Origin of the sequence: Pseudoduganella sp., from assembly GCF_041914865.1 — a bacterium.
Classification (GTDB): Bacteria; Pseudomonadota; Gammaproteobacteria; order Burkholderiales; family Burkholderiaceae_D; genus Rugamonas.
In genome coordinates, this window is sequence record NZ_JAYSCO010000062.1 from 1 (window position 1) to 15,436 (window position 15,436).

Consider the following 15,436-nt stretch of genomic DNA (forward strand, 5'->3'; position numbering starts at 1 on the left):
TGGCGCGAAGACCACCGCCAGCCGGCCAGCACGCCGGCGCCGCTGCGCGCCGCGCAGCCGCTGGCCTGGCGCCCGCTGCTGGGCGCGGCGGGCGCGGTGCTGCTGGCGCTGGCGGCCTGGCCGCTGTGGGCCGCGCGCGCCGAGCAGGGCGCCACGGCGGCGCCGCCGGTGCAGCTGGCCTGGCCGGCCGCCGGCGCGGCGCAGGAATTCACCAGCTGGCAGCCGGCCTTCGCCCCGGCTACGGGCAGCCTGCGCCAGGCCTTTGCCGGCACGCCGCCGGTCGGCCTGGCCGTGCTGTACTACCGCGACGTGCCGGGCGGCGAAAAGATGATCAGCTCGATCAACCGCTTCAGCGACGCCAAGAGCCCGTGGCGCGAGAACAGCGTGGCCCTGCGCGACGAGCGCATCGGCGGGCGCACCATGGCCGTGCGCGAAGGCCTGCTGGGCGTGGACGGGCGGCGCCTGCTGGTGTGGCAGTGGTACTGGATCAATGGCAACATGACCAGCAGCAACTACGTTGGCAAATTGTTACAAGTTAAAGAGAAATTGATGGGCGGCAGCGGCGACGGTGCGGCCGTGATGGTATTCTCGCCTTACGACGAAGACCCGGCCGTGGCGCGCGCCGCCCTGCGGGCCTTCCTGGATAGCAACCTCAAGCCGCTGGACCAGGCCCTGGCCAGCAACCGGCGCCCCTGATTCCCGGCCATGAACGACATTCCCCTCATCGTCCACCTGACGTATGCGCTTGATTTCGGCGGCATGGAAAACCTCATGGTCGAACGCATCAACCGCATGCCGGCCGAGCGCTACCGCCACGCCATCGTCTGCCTGACGCGCGTCAACCCCGACTTCGTCAAGCGCATCAGCAAGGCCGGCGTCAGCGTGCACACGCTGGGCAAGCAGCCCGGCCTGTCGCTGGGCACGCACGCCGTGCTGTGGCGCCTGCTGCGCCAGCTGCAGCCGGCCGTGCTGCACACCTATAACTTCTCGGCCATCGAGTATGCGCCGACCGCGCTGCTGGCCGGGGTGCCGGTGCGCGTCAACGGCGCCCACGGGCGCGACCACACCGACCCGCACGGCACCAACCGCAAGCACAATTTCCTGCGCCGCCTGATGCTGCCGTTCTACGACGTGTGCTACGCCAATTCGGCCGCCATGGAAGTGTGGAACCGCGGCGTGATCGGGGTGCCGGCCGCCAAGAGCCGCCTGCTGGCCAACGGCATCGACGCCGAGCGCTTCCGCGTGCGCGCCGACGGCGAAGCGCGCCCCTTCTTCGCCGCGGACGACATCGTGATCGGCACCGTGGGCCGGGTGCAGGACGTGAAGGACCACGCCACCCTGCTGGACGCCTTCCTGCTGCTGCGCGAGCAGCTGCCGCAGCTGCGCCAGAGGCTGCGCCTGGCCGTGGTCGGCGACGGCCCGCTGCTGCAGGCGCTGCGCGACAAGGCAGCCGCCGCCGGCGCCGCCGATGCGGTGTGGCTGCCGGGGGCGCGCAACGACGTGCCCGACATCCTGCGCAGCTTCGACGTCTTCGCCATGTCCTCGATCGCCGAGGGCACGCCCGGCTCGGCGCTGGAAGCGATGGCCAGCGGCCTGCCGGTGGTGGGCACGCGCGTGGGCGGCATACCGGAAGTGATCGACAACGGCGTCACCGGCCAGCTGGTGCCGCCGTCCAACGCGGCGTCCATGGCGGCGGCGCTGAAACACTATGTGGAGGCGCCGGAGCTTGCGCGCCGCCACGGCAGGGCAGGGCGGGAAAGGGTGCTGCGCAAGTACAGCATGCCGGCCATGGTGGCCGCCTACCAGGATATGTACGACAGCTTGTGCGAACGCAAGCTCAAAATCAGGAAGCCAGTACCAACATGTGCGGAATAACAGGGATCTTGGATGCGCGCGGCGGGCGCGCGGTGGATGAGGCGCTGCTGCGCCGCATGAACGACACCCAGCACCATCGCGGCCCCGACGAGGGCGACATCTACATCGAACCGGGCGTCGGCTTCGGCCACCGCCGGCTGTCGGTGATCGACATCGCCCAGGGCCAGCAGCCGCTCGGCAACGAGGACGGCAGCGTGATGGTCTGCTACAACGGCGAGATCTACAACTACCGCGAGCTGACCGCGGAGCTGAAAGCGCTGGGCCACACCTTCAAGACCAGGAGCGACACGGAAGTGATCGTGCACGCCTGGGAAGAATGGGGCGAGGATTGCGTGCACCACTTCCGCGGCATGTTCGCCATCGGCCTGTGGGATCGCAACAAGCAGGTGATGTTCCTGGCGCGCGACCGCCTGGGGGTGAAGCCGCTGTACTACGCCATGACGCCGGACGGCTGGTTCGCCTTCAGCTCCGAGCTGAAAGCGCTGCGCATGCACCCGTCGCTGCCGCGCGCGATCGACCCGCGCGCGGTGGAGGACTACTTCGCCTACGGCTACGTGCCGGAGCCGAAGACCATCTACCTGGGCGCGCTCAAACTGTCGCCCGGCTTCCGCCTGACGCAGAAAGTGGGCGCGCCGCTGGCGCAGCCGGAGCAGTTCTGGGACGTGCCGTTCAAGCTGCACGAGAAGATGACCGAAAGCGACGCCCAGGGCGAGCTGGTGGAGCGCCTGCGCGAGGCGGTGAAGATCCGCCTGGTGGCGGAAGTGCCGCTGGGCGCCTTCCTGTCGGGCGGGGTCGACTCGTCGGCCGTGGTGGCGATGATGGCCGGCCTGGACGAGGGCGCCGTGCACACCTGTTCGATCGCCTTCCAGGACAAGGCCTTCGACGAATCGGAGTACGCGCTGCGGGTGGCGCAGCAGTACAAGACCGACCACTTCGTGGAAACCGTCGATACCGACGACTACGGCCTGCTCGACACCCTGGCCGGCCTGTACGACGAGCCGTACGCCGACAGTTCGGCGATCCCGACCTACCGCGTGTGCCAGCTGGCGCGCAAGCGTGTGACGGTGGCGCTGTCGGGCGACGGCGGCGACGAGAACCTGGCCGGCTACCGCCGCTACCGCTACGCGATGGCGGAGCAGAGCGTGCGCGGCCGCATCCCCGACTTCCTGCGCAAGCCGGTGTTCGGCACCCTGGGCCGCGTCTACCCGAAGGCCGACTGGGCGCCGCGCGTGTTCCGCGCCAAGACTACGTTCGAGGCGCTGTCGCGCGACCTGGTCGAGGGCTATTTCCATGGCGTGTCGATCATGTCCGACGCCATGCGCGCGCGCCTGTTCTCGGACCAGTTCCGCGCCGGCCTGCAGGGCTACAGCGCGATCGAGGTGATGCGCGGCCACGTCGCCAATTCGCCGACCGACGATCCGCTGTCGATGATCCAGTACCTGGACATGAAGACCTACCTGCCGGGCGACATCCTGACCAAGGTCGACCGCGCCTCGATGGCGCACGCGCTGGAAGTGCGGGTGCCGCTGCTGGACCACAAGCTGGTGGAGTGGATTTCCGGCCTGCCGCCGGAGATGAAGCTGAAGGGCAGCGAGGGCAAGTACATCTTCAAGAAGGCGATGGAAAAGTACCTGCCGCACGACATCCTGTACCGCAAGAAGCAGGGCTTCGCCGTGCCGCTGGCGTCCTGGTTCCGCGGCCCGCTGCGCGCGCGCGTGCAGCAGGCCCTGCTGGGCCCGACCCTGGCCGATACCGGCATGTTCAACCAGGCCTTCCTGCGCGAGATCGTGGAGCAGCACCTGTCCGGCCGGCGCGACTACAGCGCGCCGATCTGGACCCTGCTGATGTTTGAAGCCTTCCTGAAAAAAGAGATGCAGGCATGAGTATCCGTATCCTGCACGTGCTGGACCATTCGATCCCGCTGCACAGCGGCTATACGTTCCGCACGCGCTCCATCCTGCAGGCCCAGCGCGCGCTGGGCTGGCAGACCTTCCACATCACCAGCCCCAAGCAGGGCGCCTGCGCCGCGCCGCGCGAGACGGTGGACGGCCTGGAGTTCTACCGCACGCCGCCGGCCAGCGGCCCCCTGGCCAGGCTGCCGGTGCTGAACCAGGTGGCGGTGATCGACGCCCTGGCGGCGCGCCTGCTGGAAGTAGCGAAGGAAGTGAAGCCGGACGTGCTGCACGCCCACTCGCCGGCCCTGAATGCGGTGGCGGCGCTGCGCGTCGGCAAGAAGCTGGGCATCCCGGTGGTGTACGAGATCCGCGCCTTCTGGGAGGACGCGGCGGTCGATCACGGCACCAGCAAGGAGTGGGGCCTGCGCTACCGCCTGACGCGCGCCATGGAAACCTGGGCGCTGCAGCGGGTCGATGCCGCCACCACCATCTGCGAAGGGCTGCGCACGGAAATCATCGGGCGCGGCATCCCGGCGCGCAAGATCGAAGTGATCCCGAACGCGGTCGATATCGGCGACTTCGCCGTGGGCGGCGCGCGCGACGAGGAACTGGCGGCCAGGCTGGGGCTGGAGGGCAAGACGGTGCTGGGCTTCATCGGCTCCTTCTACGCCTACGAAGGGTTGGATATCCTGCTCAACGCGCTGCCGGCCATGCTGGCCCAGCGCCCCGAGATCCGCGTGCTGCTGGTGGGCGGCGGGCCGCAGGACGCGGCGCTGCGGGCGCAGGCCAAGGCGCTCGGCATCGAGGACAAGGTGCTGTTCACCGGGCGCGTGCCGCACAGCGAAGTGCAGCGCTACTACAACCTGGTGGACGTGCTGTGCTACCCGCGCCACAAGATGCGCCTGACCGACCTGGTCACGCCCTTGAAGCCGCTGGAGGCCATGGCCCAGGGCCGCCTGATGGTGGCGTCCGACGTGGGCGGCCACAAGGAACTGATCGAAGACGGCCGCACCGGCGTGCTGTTTGCCGCCGGCGATGCGCAGGCCCTGTCGAAGCAGGTGCTGGCGCTGCTGGAGGCGCCGCACAAGTGGCAGGAATTCCGCCTGCTGGGGCGGCGCTTCGTGGAGCAGGAGCGCAACTGGACTGCCAGCGTGGCGCGCTACCGCAACGTGTACGGCAGCATCACGGAGAAGGCGCTGGCATGAACGCGCCGCTGCAGGCCGCCGCGCCTTCCACTGCGCCCGGCGCCGGCGCGCGCGCCGCGCTTGAGGTGCGCCGCATCGCGCTGGTCGGGCCGCTGCCGCCGCCGTCGGGCGGCATGGCCAACCAGGCCTTGCAGCTGGCCGGCCTGCTGCGCGAGGCCGGCATGGAAGTCGATTTCGTCCAGACCAACGCGCCGTACCGCCCGGCCTGGGCCGGCAAGCTGCGCGGCGTGCGCGCGCTGTTCCGCATGCTGCCCTACCTGGGCGCGCTGTGGCGCGCCGCCGGCCGCGCGCAGGTGTTCCATGTGATGGCCAATTCCGGCTGGTCCTGGCACCTGTTCGCCGCGCCGGCGATCTGGATCGCCCACCTGCGCGGCACGCCCGTGGTGGTCAATTACCGGGGCGGCGAGGCCGCCAATTTCCTGAAACAGGCCGCGGCCTGGATGCGCCCCAGCCTGCGCCGCTGCGCCGCGCTGGCGGTGCCGTCCGGCTTCCTGGCGCATGTCTTCGGCCAGCACGGCATCGGCTCGGTGATCGTGCCCAACATCATCAACCTGGAGCGCTTCAGCGCCGACGCCGCGCCGCGCGCGCCGGGCGGCCTGCGCTTGCTGGTGGCGCGCAACCTGGAAGACCTGTACGACAACGCCAGCGCACTGCGCGCCTTCGCCCAGGTGCGCCAGGCGCATCCCGACGCGCAGCTGACGGTGGCCGGCTCCGGCCCGCTGCGCAGCGAGCTGGAGCTGCTGGCGCGTGAACTGGGGGTGGCGGACGCGGTGCACTTCACCGGCCGCGTCGACACCGCTGATATGCCGGCCCTGTACCGCCAGGCCGACATCATGCTGAACCCCAGCCTGATCGACAATATGCCCAATTCCGTGCTGGAAGCGTTGGCCAGCGGCACCCTGGTGGTGAGCACCAATGTCGGCGGCGTGCCGTATATCGTGGAAGACGGCGCCACCGCGCTGCTGGTGCCGCCCGCCAATCCGGCCGCCATGGCGCAAGCCGTGCTGCGCCTGGCCGCCGATCCCGCGCTGGCGGCGGCGCTGCGCAGCGCCGGCCGCGCCAGCGTTGCGCAATATGCATGGAGCAGTATCAAACCGCGCCTGTTCGACGTGTACCGGCAGGCGCTGGCAAGCAAAGGAGGGCGCCGCCCATGATTTACACCGCCCTGGTATCCGGCGTCCTGTTCCCGCTGCATGAAAAGCTGAAAAAGCACAGCAGCGTGGCGGTGCGCCGCCATATGGAGCAAACCCAATACTGGCCGCTGCCCAAGCTGCAGCAGCTGCAGCACGAGCGCCTGCGCGCGCTGCTGCTGCACGCGCAGCAGCACGTGCCGTACTACCGCGATGCCTTTGCCCGCGCCGGTTTCGACGCGGCGCGCGACTTCAGCGGCATCGCCGACCTGGTGCGGCTGCCGCTGCTGGACAAAGCCGCCATCCGCGCCAACATCGAGACGCTGAAGGCCGACAATGCGCAGAACCTGGTGCGCTACAACACCGGCGGCTCGACCGGCGCGCCGCTGACTTTCTACGTTGGGCGCCACCGCGTCAGCCACGACGTGGCCGCCAAATGGCGCGCCACGCGCTGGTGGAACGTCGACATCGGCGACCGCGAAATCGTGATCTGGGGCTCGCCCATCGAACTGAGCGCGCAGGACCGCGTGCGCATGGTGCGCGACACCCTGATGCGCACCGAGCTGATGTCGGCCTTCGCCACCACCGAAGCCGGGCTCGATGGGCACGTCGAACGCATCCGCCAGCGCAAGCCGAAAATGCTGTTCGGCTACCCGACCGTGCTGGCGCGCATCGCCGCGCATGCCGAAGACAAGGGCATCCGCCTCGACCAGCTGGGCATCCGCGTCGCCTTCGTCACCTCCGAATGCCTGTACCCGTCGCAGCGCGAGCAGATCGAGCGCGTGTTCGGCTGCCCGGTGGCCAACGGTTACGGCGGCCGCGATTCCGGCTTCATCGCCCACCAGTGCCCGGCCGGCAAGCTGCACATCACCAGCGAAGACATCGTGATCGAAGTGCTGGACCCGGAAGGGCGCCAGCTGCCGCCCGGCGAATCGGGCGAGATCGTGGTGACCCACCTGCAGTCGGGCGATTTCCCCTTCATCCGCTACCGCACCGGCGACGTCGGCGCGCTCGATAGCGAAGCGTGCAGCTGCGGCCGCACGCTGCCGGTGCTGAAGGAAATCCACGGCCGCACCACCGACTTCCTGATCAACCAGGACGGCACCCTGATCCACAGCGCCGCGCTGGCCTACATCATGCGCGACCTGCCGGAGGTGCGCGCCTTCAAGGTAATCCAGGAGACGCTGGACTGGACCCGGGTGCAGATCGTGTACGACGGCCAGTTCAACGAACGTGCGCGCCAGGGCATCGAAGCCGGCTTCCACGCCCGCATGGGCAAGCAGGTCAGGATCGATGTCGAGCTGGTGCCCGAGATCCTGCCGGAGAAAAGCGGCAAGTACCGCTACTGCGTGACCAAGCTGGAGACCCCATGGAACGCCTTGACCAAGTAAGCCCGGAGGCGACATGCGCGACATAATCCTGACGCTGATCGTCTTCGCCTCGCTGCCCTTCATTTTCAAGCGGCCCTTCTACGGCGCCGTGCTGTGGATCTGGATCAGCGTGATGAACCCGCACACCCAGAGCTGGGGCTTCGCCCAGAACATGCCGTTCGCAGCCATCATCGCCGGCACCACCATCCTGGCCATGATGGCCAAGCCGAAGGAGGTGTACTTCCCGAAGACCGGGCTGACCTGGATGCTCCTGGCCTTCACCGCCTGGATTGGCGTCACCTGCGTGTTTGCCATCGGTCCGCAGGACCCCTGGCCGCTGATGAACAAGATCGTCAAGATCATGGGCATGACGCTGGTGGTGTCGATGCTGGTGCGCACCCGCAAGGAAATCGAGATGCTGGTGTGGATCGTCGTCATTTCGCTCGGCTACTACGGGGTGAAGGGCGGCATTTTCACCATCCGCAGCGGCGGCGCCTATCGCGTGTGGGGGCCGTCCGGCACCTTCATCGAGGGTAACAACGAAGTGGCGCTGGCGCTGATCATGGTGGTGCCGCTGATGCTGTTCCTGATCCCGCTGATTGCCAACCGCTGGGGCAAGCGCGCCATGTGGCTGTCGGCCGGCTTGTGCGCGCTGGCCTCGCTCGGCTCCTACTCGCGCGGCGCGGCGCTGGCGCTGGCGGCGATGCTGGCCTTCCTCTGGCTGAAGAGCCATGAGAAGGTGAAGCTGGGCGCGCTGCTGGTGCTGCTGGCGCCGCTGGCGCTGGTGTTCATGCCCGACCAATGGCACAACCGCATCGACACCATCAACAACTACGAACAGGATGGCTCGGCCATGGGGCGCATCAACGCCTGGCGCATGGCCATCAACCTGGCGGCCGACCACCCCTTCACCGGCGGCGGGCTGCAGATCTACAACGCGGAAATCTTCAGCATGTACGCGCCGATCCCGGATGATATCCACGCCGCGCACAGCATCTACTTCCAGGTCCTGGGCGAGCATGGCTATGTCGGCTTGCTGCTGTACCTGGGCATGTACCTGGTGGTCTGGCGCAACGGCAGCTGGGTGATCAACAATGCCGGCAAGCTGCCGGACATGGAATGGGCGACGCGCCTGGTGCGCATGCTGCAGGTCAGCCTGATCGGCTTCATGGTGGGCGGCGCCTTCCTGAGCCTGGCCTATTTCGATGTGCCGTACTACATCATGGTGATCATGGTGGCGACCCGCCTGCTGGTGGAACGCACGCTGAAGGAGCAGACCGTGCAAAAGATGCAGGAGCAGGAAAAGGAGGCGCACAGTGTGGCTTAAGCGGCAATTGGAGCGGGGCGCCTTGTCCCTGCTGTCCGGCGGCGGCAAGCGTGCCCCGGCGATCCTGATCTACCACCGTGTGCTGCCGGAACAGGACCAGCTGTTCCCGGGCGAAGTGCACCGCGCGCAGTTCGAGCGCCAGCTGGCCTGGCTCAAATCGCGTTTCAACGTGCTGCCGCTGCTGGAGGCGGTGCAGCTGGCGGCGCAAGGCCGGCTGCCGGCGCGCAGCGCCTGCATCACCTTCGACGACGGCTATGCCGACAACGCCGAGGTGGCGCTGCCTGTGCTGCAGCAGCACGGCCTGCATGCCAGCTTCTTCATCGCCACCGGTTTCCTGGACGGCGGCCGCATGTGGAACGACACCGTGATCGAAACGGTGCGGCGCGCGCCGGGCGAGGTGCTCGATGCCAGCCCACTGGGCCTGGGACGCCATGCCATCGGCAGCTGGGAGCAGAAGCGCCAGGCCATCAGTGCCCTGATCGGCCAGCTCAAATACCTGCCGATGGCGCAGCGCCTGGAACAGGTGGAGAAACTGGCGCAGCTGTCGGGCGCCGTGCTGCCGCAAGACTTGATGATGACGACGGCGCAGCTGCGCCAGCTGCACGCGGCCGGCATGGGCATCGGCGGCCACACCGTGAACCACCCGATCCTGGCGCGCCTGGACGGCGCCGAGGCACGGCGCGAAATCGCGCAGGGCAAGGCGGCGCTGGAGGCGGCGCTCGATGCGCCGGTGCGCTTGTTCGCTTACCCGAACGGCAAGCCGGGGCAGGATTACCTGGCCGAGCACGTGGCCATGGTGCGCGAGCTGGGCTTTGATGCCGCGGTCTCGACTTCCTGGGGCGCCAGCCGCGGCGAGACCGACTGGTTCCAGCTGCCGCGCTTTACGCCGTGGGACCAGGGCATGGGCAAGTTCAGCCTGCGCATGGCGCGCAATATGCTGCAGCCGGCCGAGCGCGTGTAAGCAGGCTACTCCTGGCTGCCGTCTTCGCCCTTGCGCAGGCGCGACAGCAAGGCGGCGGTCTGCTCGTTCAGCGGCAGGCCGTGGCGCCGCAGCAGCTGCACGTGCAGCACCAGGTTTTCCAGCACCAGCTTGGCCGCCACGGCCAGCAAGGTCAGGCGCCGGTCCTCCTCGCTGAAAGCTTCCATGGCGTCCGCCATTTCACACAGGTGGGTGGCCACCAGGTTGCGCAAATCCTGTTCATCGAAGGGCAGGTCGGCGAAATCGATCGGATCTTCCTGCTCCACCTCGTGCATCAGCAGCTCGAGTTCCTGCGGGGTGATACCCATGCGTTGCTCCGGTCGTGCACATGAGGCCATTGTAGGCCAACTCGCGCTAGAATGGCCCTTCCCATGGCCCAGATCATATTTACCCAGCAGTTGGCGCGCTTCCTGCCGGTTCCGACACTGGAGACGCAGGCGGCCACCTTGCGTGCCGCGCTGGATGGGGCCTTTGCCGCCAACCCGCGCCTGGGGGCGTATGTCCTGGATGAGCAGGGCCGCTTGCGCGCGAATGTGGTGGTGTTCATCGACGGCAAGCGCTGCGGACTGGACGAGCCCGTGCGCGCCGATTCCCAGATTTATGTGCTGCAAGCCTTATCCGGAGGATGACATGGCTGACCGCGCTTACCTTGCAACCCGGAAGGGCCTGTTCGAGCTGGCCTACCGCAACGGCGAATGGCAGCTGGAGGAGGGCAAATCCTTCTTCGGCGATCCGGTCTCGATGGTGCTGCACGATGCGCGCGATGGCGCCACCTACGCTTGCCTGAACCTGGGCCACTTCGGCGCCAAGCTGCACCGGCGCGATGCCGGCAGCGACAGCTGGAGCGAGATCGCCGTGCCGGCCTATCCGCCCAAGCCGGAAGACAGCACGGACCCCGCCGATTGGACCCTCAAACAGGTCTGGGCGCTGGAAGCGGGCGGGCCCGACCAGCCGGGCGTGCTGTGGGCCGGCACGTTGCCGGGCGGCCTGTTCCGCTCGAATGACCGCGGCGACAGCTGGCAGCTGGTGGAATCGCTGTGGAATGCGCCGGAACGCTTGCAATGGATGGGCGGCGGCTACGACGTGCCCGGCATCCACAGCATCTGTGTCGACCCGCGCGACAGCAATTCCGTGCTGGTGGCCGTGTCCTGCGGCGGCGCCTGGCTTACCCAGGATGGCGGTGCCAGTTGGCAGCTGCGCGCCAGCGGCATGAAAGCACGCTATATGCCGCCTGAAATGCAGGATGCTGGCGCGATCCAGGACGCGCACCGCATCGTGCGCTGCGCCGCCGAGCCGGACATGCTGTGGTGCCAGCACCATTGCGGCATCTGGCGCTCGCGCGACAATGCCGCATCGTGGGAAGAAGTGACCGCACCGCTATCGAGCTTCGGTTTTGCGGTGGCGGTGCATCCGCGCGACGGCAACACGGCCTGGTTCGCGCCGGCCGTGGCCGACCAGCAGCGGGTGCCGGTCGATGCCGCGCTGGCGGTCAACCGAACCAGCGATGGCGGCGCCAGTTTCAGCACCCTGCGCGGCGGTTTGCCGCAGGAGCACTGCTACGACCTGGTGTACCGCCATGGCCTGGCGGTGGCCGATGATGGCAAGACCTTGCTGATGGCCTCCACCACCGGCGGCGCCTGGCTCTCCACCAATGGCGGCGAACACTGGCAAACCATTTCCACCACCTTGCCGCCGGTGTACGCGGTGCGCTTCAACGCTGCGTGAGCCGGTGGCGCAAATGATGGGGAAAGCCCGGCCAGGTGGCCGGGCAGTGCGCTTAGCGGCAGCTAGCCAGCAGCAGCATCAGGCAAGCAACGAGCCAAATGCGCCAGTCGTTGGGAGGCATATGCAGTCCTTTCTTCCAGGGTCGTCAACCGGATTGGCTGATGCTCGGTATAGGACCCTGCGGCGGCATGTTTTATCCGGCGCTGCATTTTGCAATAAAATTTCAAACTATCGATACTTTTGAAATTATCTTTCAATTTTGCGCTGGCACGCCGTAATAGGCGAGGAACATCTCGACCGTGGCGGTGAGCACAGCCTCCTGCTCCTCGGCCGTCAGCGGTGCCTTGCCCATGGCCACTTGCGGCCACAGCGCGAAACTCTTCAGCTGCCCCTGCAGCATGTGCGACATGAAGGCCGGGTCGCCCGCCTTCAGCACCTTATCCTCCTGCGCCGCGCGCAGGAAGGTCGCCACGCCTTCCTCCTTCTTGCCCAGCTTGGCCACCATATCGCCGGCGCGCTGCGGCGCGTGGATGGCTTCGGCGATCGCCACCCGTACCAGGTCCAGGAAATAGGGGTCGCGCAGCATCGCCATCTTCTGGCGCATCAACTCCATCAGCTGCGGCTTGAGCGGCTGGCCCTGACGGTAGCCGATGGCATTCAGCGCGGCGCTGCAGTCCCACAGTTCCTGCAGGATGTGCTCGAACAGGTCGTCCTTGCTGGGGAAGTGGTTGTACACCGTGCGTTTGGAGACGCCGGCGGCGGCGGCGATGCGGTCCATGCTGGTGGCTTCGAAACCGCGCGCGCGGAATTCGGCGATGGCCGCAGTGGTGATGGCGGCGCGTTTGCGGTCGGTCAGTTTGTCTGGTGGGTTCATGCAGAATATTTTACACCGGGTAGTTTACTTTCCTCAAAACAGAAACTACACTGTGTAGTGTTATGACGAAACGAACCCTGCTGATTGGAGCGATCCTGACCATGACTTGCCTCGCCTACGCTGCGGACACCCGCCCGGCATTCCAGAACGAAGCACCGCGCCAGCAGCCGGGCTTCCTGAAAACGCTGAAGATTTTCTGGGACTTCACCTTTAATAAGCCGGCCAACACCGTGCCCTCACAGGTGTTGCCTGTGCAAGTACTCACTCAGGCGCAATTGCTGGCTGCGCCTGACAATACCGTGTACCGCCTGGGCCACTCCACCATTTTGCTCAAGCTCAATGGCGAGTTCTGGCTGACCGATCCCGTGTTCTCCCAGCGCGCTTCGCCGGTGCAGTGGGCTGGCCCGGCACGTTTCCACGCGCCGCCGATCAGCATTGCGGAGTTGCCGCCAATCAAGGGCGTGATCCTGTCGCATAACCACTACGACCATCTTGATTACGACGCCGTGCGCGCGCTGGCAGCCAAGACGGAAGTATTCCTGGCCCCGCTCGGCGTGGGCGACACCCTGGTGTCCTGGGGCATCCCGGTGGATAAAGTGCGCCAGCTGGGTTGGTGGGAATCGGTCTCCGCCGGCAGCCTGAAGCTGACCGCCACCCCGGCCCAGCACTTCTCCGGGCGCGGCCTGTTCGACGGCAACAAGACTCTGTGGGCTTCCTGGGTCATCGAGAGTGGCGACCTGCGCCTGTTCTTCTCCGGCGATACTGGCTATTTCAAGGGATTCAGGGAAATTGGCGACAGGTTCGGTCCCTTCGACCTGACACTGATGGAAACAGGCGCCTACGATCCGCAGTGGCCGGATATCCATATGCAGCCACGGGAAACCCTGCAGGCGCACATCGACCTGCGCGGCAAAGTCATGCTGCCGATCCATAACGGCACCTTCGACCTGGCCATGCACAGCTGGGATGACCCGTTCGAACAAATCACCGCCCTGGCGGCAGCACGTGGACAAACTTTGGCCACGCCCGTGATCGGCGAGCCGTTGTCCATTGCCGCCCCCCACCCGACCGGAGCCTGGTGGCGTCCCCAGGAAAGGAATGACCATGCAACCGTACCAGCACTTCCTTAGTTTGTGGCGGCGCCCAGGTGCCGGCCCGACCCCAGCGCGGCAAATGCCACCGCAAGCACCAAAAAATAACGCCCCTGTGGGAAATTCCCGTTGATTGGCGGCATCTAGCCCATGTGGTAAAGTTGGCAATTACACATTTGCCAACGAAGCCATGAAGCTGAACAACCTGATATCAATTGCGCTGGGTTTTACCTGCTTGCCAGCCCTCGCGGGCCAACCCGGCTGGATCGTCGAAAGCGATCAAAGCGTCGAGGCGCAGTTGAACGCCTGTGCCAGGCCGGATCTCGCAATTGATGCGCCGCTCGGCAACGGGTTTGTGATGGTGTTGTTCCGGCTCACGAAGGACGGCAAGGTGGCACAGGCAGAAGTAACGCGACCCAGTGGAAGTGCAGCAGTGGATGGCGCCGCGCTGCGCGCTTTGGAAAAATGCGAATTGAAGGCGCCAGCATTGGCCGGCAAATGGCAGGCAGCGGGCTACGCGGCCAAGGTTACTCCCACCAGTATCAAGCCGACGGCTGCTTCTGCCACGCCCGAAACGATCGCATCGGGAACCGTGGTACCCCCGCCGGCGCCGCCGATCCAACGTAAGCCCGCCCAGGTGAATTTTGCTACTTGCCACAAGCCGATCTGGCCCAAGCAAGCCTTGCGCGAGGAGCAAACTGGTACCGTGACACTAAGGTTCCTGATCGGTGTGGACGGCACGGTGCACGATTCCGAAGTGCTGCTCACCAGTGGGTATCCGCTGTTGGACTTTGCCGCGCTGGAGGGAATTGAGCGCTGCCGCTTCAAGCCGGCAACAGCTAACGGCGTGCCGCAGGCTGGATGGCAACGGATGCAATATGTCTGGACGCTCGAAGGCGACCCGAAAGAGGACAGCGCTATCCTGGCCGGCTTGCAGTCCGGCATTGAGCAGGGTAAGGCCGACGCGCGCTACCAAATGGCCCTGTACCAGCTCAAAGGTGGAAACAGCCTGATCGCGAAAGACGGCGTGGCAGCCTTGCAGGCGCTGCTCCCACTTGCGGAGGCGGGAATGGCGGACGCCCAGGAAGCGCTGGGCGTGGCTTACCTGACGGGCAACGGTACCGTCCGCGACCCGGCACGGGCGGTCCGATGGTTGCGTAAAGCCGCCGAACATAATTTCTCGAGCGCGCAGTTTGCCCTGGCCCGCCTGTTGCAAGTCGGCGAGGGCACACCGCGCAACGAAAAAGAGGCGTTCGAATGGTATGGCAAGGCCGGGCGCGGCGGTATTGAGCAAGCGTATCTTGCCATGGCTGAAATGATGCTGGATTCGGGCGACGCGGCGACAACGGCGCGCGCTGTTGAGTGGTTGCAGAAAATGACAATGCCTGCCGCACGCTACATGCTGGGCGAGCGGTTTGAGCTGGGGCGTGGCGTGGCGCCGGATTTGCAGCGTGCCAGGGAACTGTATCGCTCGGCGGCGCAAGGCGGTCATGTGCGGGCGCGCCAAGCCCTGCTACGGCTAGGCGAACCTTTGCCTCAGTAAGCCATGTCGGCGCTGGCGCGCTTAAACAGAAGGAACCTAATCAGGCTTCGACGTTGATCAGCTTGCCGATCGTCTGGCCCAGGGTGTTGAGGGTGGGCGGTTTCGGCAGGGCGTCGGGTGGTACGCGTTGTTCGATGGCGCGGTCGAGGCGCGGGGTGGCCAGCGTGGGTGTGGCGGCGGCCTGGGCACGGTTGCGTTCAAGCTCGGTGCGGCTGAGTTCCTGCTCGTTGCGTTCGAGCGCGGCGCGGCTTTCGTCGAGGCGATCCTCATCCTGCGCGACCTGGTCGCGCCCTTGCTGAACTTTGCGTTCGGCAAACGCAACTGCGTTCTGCAGAGAGTTGATGGAATTCAACGAAACCACGAATCTACCCTTAGGAGCAACCTTTCAGTAAGGCACCAACCTAAGGTTAGGCCAAAATGCG

General features: G+C 66.5%; 15 protein-coding genes. 12 read left to right on the plus strand and 3 right to left on the minus strand.

What is annotated here, in order from left to right; translation table 11 throughout:
• The 8 genes from ACE3TQ_RS22105 to ACE3TQ_RS22140 form a co-directional block, all read left to right on the plus strand.
• A partial coding sequence (locus ACE3TQ_RS22105; protein WP_374585061.1) for an exosortase C-terminal domain/associated protein EpsI occupies positions 1-696 on the plus strand: 696 nt, incomplete at its 5' end.
• Between the two features lie 9 nt (positions 697-705).
• Positions 706-1,875, plus strand: a complete 1,170-nt coding sequence (locus tag ACE3TQ_RS22110) for a TIGR03088 family PEP-CTERM/XrtA system glycosyltransferase (RefSeq protein ID WP_374585063.1) — start codon at positions 706-708, stop codon at positions 1,873-1,875.
• Positions 1,863-3,758 (plus strand): XrtA/PEP-CTERM system amidotransferase, encoded by a 1,896-nt coding sequence (locus ACE3TQ_RS22115; RefSeq protein ID WP_374585065.1) that lies wholly within the window; start codon positions 1,863-1,865, stop codon positions 3,756-3,758. The genes ACE3TQ_RS22110 and ACE3TQ_RS22115 overlap by 13 nt, the downstream gene beginning before the upstream one ends.
• Positions 3,759-3,760: 2 nt before the next feature.
• Complete coding sequence (locus ACE3TQ_RS22120; RefSeq protein WP_374585113.1) at positions 3,761-4,975, plus strand: TIGR04063 family PEP-CTERM/XrtA system glycosyltransferase; 1,215 nt, start codon at positions 3,761-3,763, stop codon at positions 4,973-4,975.
• Positions 4,972-6,129, plus strand: coding sequence for a glycosyltransferase family 4 protein (locus ACE3TQ_RS22125; RefSeq protein ID WP_374585067.1), 1,158 nt, complete (start codon positions 4,972-4,974; stop codon positions 6,127-6,129). The genes ACE3TQ_RS22120 and ACE3TQ_RS22125 overlap by 4 nt, the downstream gene beginning before the upstream one ends.
• Entirely contained in the window at positions 6,126-7,496 is a 1,371-nt protein-coding gene (locus ACE3TQ_RS22130) for a phenylacetate--CoA ligase family protein (RefSeq protein WP_374585069.1), read from the plus strand. The genes ACE3TQ_RS22125 and ACE3TQ_RS22130 overlap by 4 nt, the downstream gene beginning before the upstream one ends.
• A 13-nt stretch (positions 7,497-7,509) precedes the next feature.
• A complete protein-coding gene (locus tag ACE3TQ_RS22135) occupies positions 7,510-8,802 on the plus strand; it encodes a putative O-glycosylation ligase, exosortase A system-associated (protein WP_374585071.1) in 1,293 nt (430 codons plus the stop codon).
• A gap of 22 nt (positions 8,803-8,824) precedes the next feature.
• On the plus strand, positions 8,825-9,763 hold the full coding sequence (locus ACE3TQ_RS22140) for a polysaccharide deacetylase family protein (protein ID WP_374585073.1): 939 nt from the start codon (positions 8,825-8,827) through the stop codon (positions 9,761-9,763).
• Between the two features lie 5 nt (positions 9,764-9,768).
• On the opposite strand, the gene ACE3TQ_RS22145 is transcribed toward ACE3TQ_RS22140, so the two are convergent.
• On the minus strand, positions 9,769-10,089 hold the full coding sequence (locus ACE3TQ_RS22145; protein WP_374585075.1) for a hypothetical protein: 321 nt from the start codon (positions 10,087-10,089) through the stop codon (positions 9,769-9,771).
• A 63-nt stretch (positions 10,090-10,152) separates the two neighbouring features.
• Between ACE3TQ_RS22145 and ACE3TQ_RS22150 the strand changes: the two genes are divergently transcribed.
• Both ACE3TQ_RS22150 and ACE3TQ_RS22155 read left to right on the plus strand, forming a co-directional pair.
• A complete protein-coding gene (locus ACE3TQ_RS22150) occupies positions 10,153-10,410 on the plus strand; it encodes a MoaD/ThiS family protein (protein ID WP_374585077.1) in 258 nt (85 codons plus the stop codon).
• Between the two features lies 1 nt (position 10,411).
• Positions 10,412-11,506 carry a WD40/YVTN/BNR-like repeat-containing protein gene (locus ACE3TQ_RS22155; RefSeq protein WP_374585079.1) on the plus strand — a complete coding sequence of 365 codons (1,095 nt, stop codon included), beginning with the start codon at positions 10,412-10,414 and terminating at the stop codon, positions 11,504-11,506.
• 253 nt (positions 11,507-11,759) lie between these two features.
• Here ACE3TQ_RS22155 and ACE3TQ_RS22160 read toward each other — a convergent pair whose 3' ends face one another.
• The gene (locus ACE3TQ_RS22160) at positions 11,760-12,380 is read right to left on the minus strand and encodes a TetR/AcrR family transcriptional regulator (RefSeq protein ID WP_374585081.1); all 621 of its coding nucleotides are present in this window, start codon (positions 12,378-12,380) and stop codon (positions 11,760-11,762) included.
• A gap of 101 nt (positions 12,381-12,481) precedes the next feature.
• Here ACE3TQ_RS22160 and ACE3TQ_RS22165 point away from each other — a divergent pair, with 101 nt between their 5' ends.
• Both ACE3TQ_RS22165 and ACE3TQ_RS22170 read left to right on the plus strand, forming a co-directional pair.
• Positions 12,482-13,510 (plus strand): MBL fold metallo-hydrolase, encoded by a 1,029-nt coding sequence (locus ACE3TQ_RS22165; protein WP_374585115.1) that lies wholly within the window; start codon positions 12,482-12,484, stop codon positions 13,508-13,510.
• A 151-nt stretch (positions 13,511-13,661) separates the two neighbouring features.
• Positions 13,662-15,014: a TonB family protein gene (locus ACE3TQ_RS22170; RefSeq protein WP_374585083.1), complete on the plus strand. Its 1,353-nt coding sequence runs from the start codon at positions 13,662-13,664 to the stop codon at positions 15,012-15,014.
• 40 nt (positions 15,015-15,054) lie between these two features.
• Here the strand turns inward: ACE3TQ_RS22170 and ACE3TQ_RS22175 are convergent, their stop codons facing one another.
• A complete protein-coding gene (locus tag ACE3TQ_RS22175) occupies positions 15,055-15,375 on the minus strand; it encodes a hypothetical protein (RefSeq protein WP_374585085.1) in 321 nt (106 codons plus the stop codon).
• Positions 15,376-15,436 lie beyond the last annotated feature (61 nt).